This is a genomic window from Acinetobacter sp. YH12255 (assembly GCF_013417355.1).
Classification (GTDB): Bacteria; Pseudomonadota; Gammaproteobacteria; order Pseudomonadales; family Moraxellaceae; genus Acinetobacter; species Acinetobacter pseudolwoffii.
Genome location: NZ_VPEC01000102.1, coordinates 1 through 2,548 on the forward strand (window position 1 = coordinate 1; position 2,548 = coordinate 2,548).

Here is a 2,548-nt window from a genome sequence, read left to right on the forward strand (position 1 = left end):
AGTACCAGCGTACGGCCCACAGAATGATGTCACGCTGAAAATGCCGGCCTTTGAATGGGTTCATGTGCAGCTCCATCAGCAAAAGGGGATGATAAGTTTATCACCACCGACTATTTGCAACAGTGCCATTTAGACTACTATTTTTGGATACAAGCAAAACGTAATATGAATATTTTTAAAAAAGATGCATCTGAAGATAATATGGCAGATCATGAAGATAAAAATATTGTTGATTCTGATATGGATGAAATTTTAGATCCATCAGAAGATCAGTTACCGTTCTGGTAAGCATTTTTCCCTTTAACACTTTTTAATTCAATATGTATGATAAATAGCAGTACCCAATATTTAAAAAAATATTGGATACTCAATTATAAATTTCCACAGTGGAAATTTATAATTTTTATGGGTGGTCATCTAAACCGGCAAGAAATTCTTCTAACTTTTCAATCTTTTCTTGATTAAATTCAGCATTTAAACTGGTGCGAATATTTAGGACTGTTTTCCCATTGAGACTTTTCTCGATCTTAATCGAACCAAATTTAAGACCATTTTTATTTTTTAAGATCATTTTGTTTACTAGAGAGGCATTTTCGATGCTTTGATCTTGTTTTTTAGCTGTCTCTTGTACCGTTAATGCTTTTTCTATTTGATAAATGAATTTTTTTGATGGACGATTTGTTTCTGTAAATTCATTTAGGTACTTTTTCCATATGGTTAACGTGGTATCTTCAACTAGTTGATGGTTAAACTTTAAAACCAGTTTATTTAATTCAGTTAACAATTGTTGTGCGGTTGCACCTGAAATCGCTTTGGGGTGGATTTTTAGATCTTCTTTTATATAGTTTGGCAGTTTATAAAAGCTCATTAATCTAAAGTATTTAGATTGATCTAATTGATATTTTTGAGTAATAAATTCTATATTTTGTATAGTATAACCAAACTCATCGCAGTGTTTTTGTATAGCATTGACTAATTCAAAATCACTAAGATTTGACCGATGTAAATTGTCAATCAATGAAATTAAAGCTGTCTTTTCTGTAGATTTATCATCTCGAATAATTGCACGAATAGTCTTATGTTTTAATACATCACGAACAGCTCGAAACCTTTTTTCTCCACCAACAAGCTCATATGTTTCTTCTTTTTTGATCACAACAATCGGATAAATTTGCCCATTCGTTTCAATACTTTTGGCAAGCTTTTCAACATCTTGTAAAACTTTGTCTGTAATAATGCGAGGTTGATGCTCTGAGAAGTCAATAAGCTCTATAGGTAGATCAACAATATTATTTTCAGTCGATGATACCAATGCAACTTTGCCTGTTCCTGCTGCATTAATAAATGCTTGTTCCATTTCAAAGGCATCATCAAAATCGACAATGAGTGGTTTTTTCGCCATTACAGGATCTCCACCAAAAATTCATTTAATTCATCTTTTGCTTTACTACTACCCATTTCTAATACTGATTTTCCTTCGATCATTGCATCGCGAAATTGTTTGCGATCACGCACAATGGTATTTAGTGTTTTCACAGACTTGACTTGTTGTAGCAACTCTAAAGCAGCATCAATTTCTGTAGATTTGGTATTGGTTGGTGCTTTATTTAAGACTACAAAAGTTTCTAATTTCTTATTTACTTGCTTAGCAGCATTTACCAATCTAAGCACAAATGGCAGCACTTCGATATCTGTTTGACTAGGTTGCGTTGGAATAATAAGAACATCTGCTATTAATAATGCTGAACGAAACTCAGCTGAATCACGTCCTGCAACATCCAATACAATATATTTATTATTATTTTTTAACTGTTGTAGTTCTTCTTTTAAATTATCTTTGAGCGAAATGGTTGTAATCGAGTCTTGTGTTCTACGTTTACTCCATTTTATAGAGGATTGTTGATCATCTCCATCTACAAGAATAGTCTGACCTTTTTTGCTCAGAGCAACAGCTAAATTGGTTGAGAGTGTGGTCTTTCCAACGCCACCTTTCTGATTGGCAATTACGTATATTGTCATGGATTAAATATATAAAAATTAAATTTATATTAGCATAATTTTAAAAATTAAAAAAATATTTTTAAATTTCCACAGTGGAAATTTAAAAAACTAAAAGCCTTTTTTTTCTTTTGTTTAGTCCCGGCATTTGATGGATCGGATCAATCTTAAAAAGTTCAGGTTCATCTGTCCACTGTTTGCAGATGAATTCGTAGGGAGTCAGGCCCCTGAGTGTTTTGAGTCTGCGGTCGAAGTTGTATGTAGCAATAAAATCAGCAAGGTAAATGCATAGCTGAGTGTGATCGTCGTAAGGCTTTGTTGCACAAACCTATCTGTAACGGCTTTTTCAGCGATATAATTTTCAAATGAAGAAGCCTACACACAAAATCTACCGCACAACCAATTGGCCCGCATATAACCGAACACTCATGAGTCGCGGAAATATTGCCATTTGGTTTGATCCTGCTACGCAATGGTATGCGCCATCAAAAGGCAAACAAGGGCGAAATCAAACCTACTCCGACGCAGCCATCCAATGCTGCTTAATGAT

The 2,548-nt window shown here is 33.9% G+C and carries 4 protein-coding genes and 1 pseudogene; 2 read left to right on the top strand and 3 right to left on the bottom strand.

Annotated elements, in window-relative coordinates:
* Nucleotides 1-54 precede the first annotated feature (54 nt).
* Entirely contained in the window at nt 55-288 is a 234-nt protein-coding gene (locus tag FTV30_RS15825) for a hypothetical protein (protein WP_257222011.1), read from the top strand.
* 115 nt (nt 289-403) lie between these two features.
* Here the strand turns inward: FTV30_RS15825 and FTV30_RS15830 are convergent, their stop codons facing one another.
* The 3 genes and pseudogenes from FTV30_RS15830 to FTV30_RS15840 all read right to left on the bottom strand — a co-directional run.
* Entirely contained in the window at nt 404-1,402 is a 999-nt protein-coding gene (locus tag FTV30_RS15830) for a ParB/RepB/Spo0J family partition protein (RefSeq protein WP_001085468.1), read from the bottom strand.
* Nucleotides 1,402-2,019 (bottom strand): AAA family ATPase, encoded by a 618-nt coding sequence (locus tag FTV30_RS15835; RefSeq protein ID WP_000158575.1) that lies wholly within the window; start codon nt 2,017-2,019, stop codon nt 1,402-1,404. The genes FTV30_RS15830 and FTV30_RS15835 overlap by 1 nt, the downstream gene beginning before the upstream one ends.
* A gap of 82 nt (nt 2,020-2,101) precedes the next feature.
* Nucleotides 2,102-2,308: pseudogene (locus FTV30_RS15840) on the bottom strand (hypothetical protein); the annotation flags it as partial.
* Between the two features lie 55 nt (nt 2,309-2,363).
* On the opposite strand from FTV30_RS15840, the gene FTV30_RS15845 reads away from it, so the two are divergent.
* A partial coding sequence (locus FTV30_RS15845; RefSeq protein WP_180001905.1) for a transposase occupies nt 2,364-2,548 on the top strand: 185 nt, incomplete at its 3' end.

Excerpts from the sequence above, each read along its gene's own strand:
- FTV30_RS15825 (WP_257222011.1), top strand. The coding sequence starts at position 55 with ATGGGTTCATGTGCAGCTCCATCAGCAAAAGGGGATGATAAGTTTATC.
- FTV30_RS15830 (WP_001085468.1), bottom strand. The coding sequence starts at position 1,402 with ATGGCGAAAAAACCACTCATTGTCGATTTTGATGATGCCTTTGAAATG.
- FTV30_RS15835 (WP_000158575.1), bottom strand. The coding sequence starts at position 2,019 with ATGACAATATACGTAATTGCCAATCAGAAAGGTGGCGTTGGAAAGACC.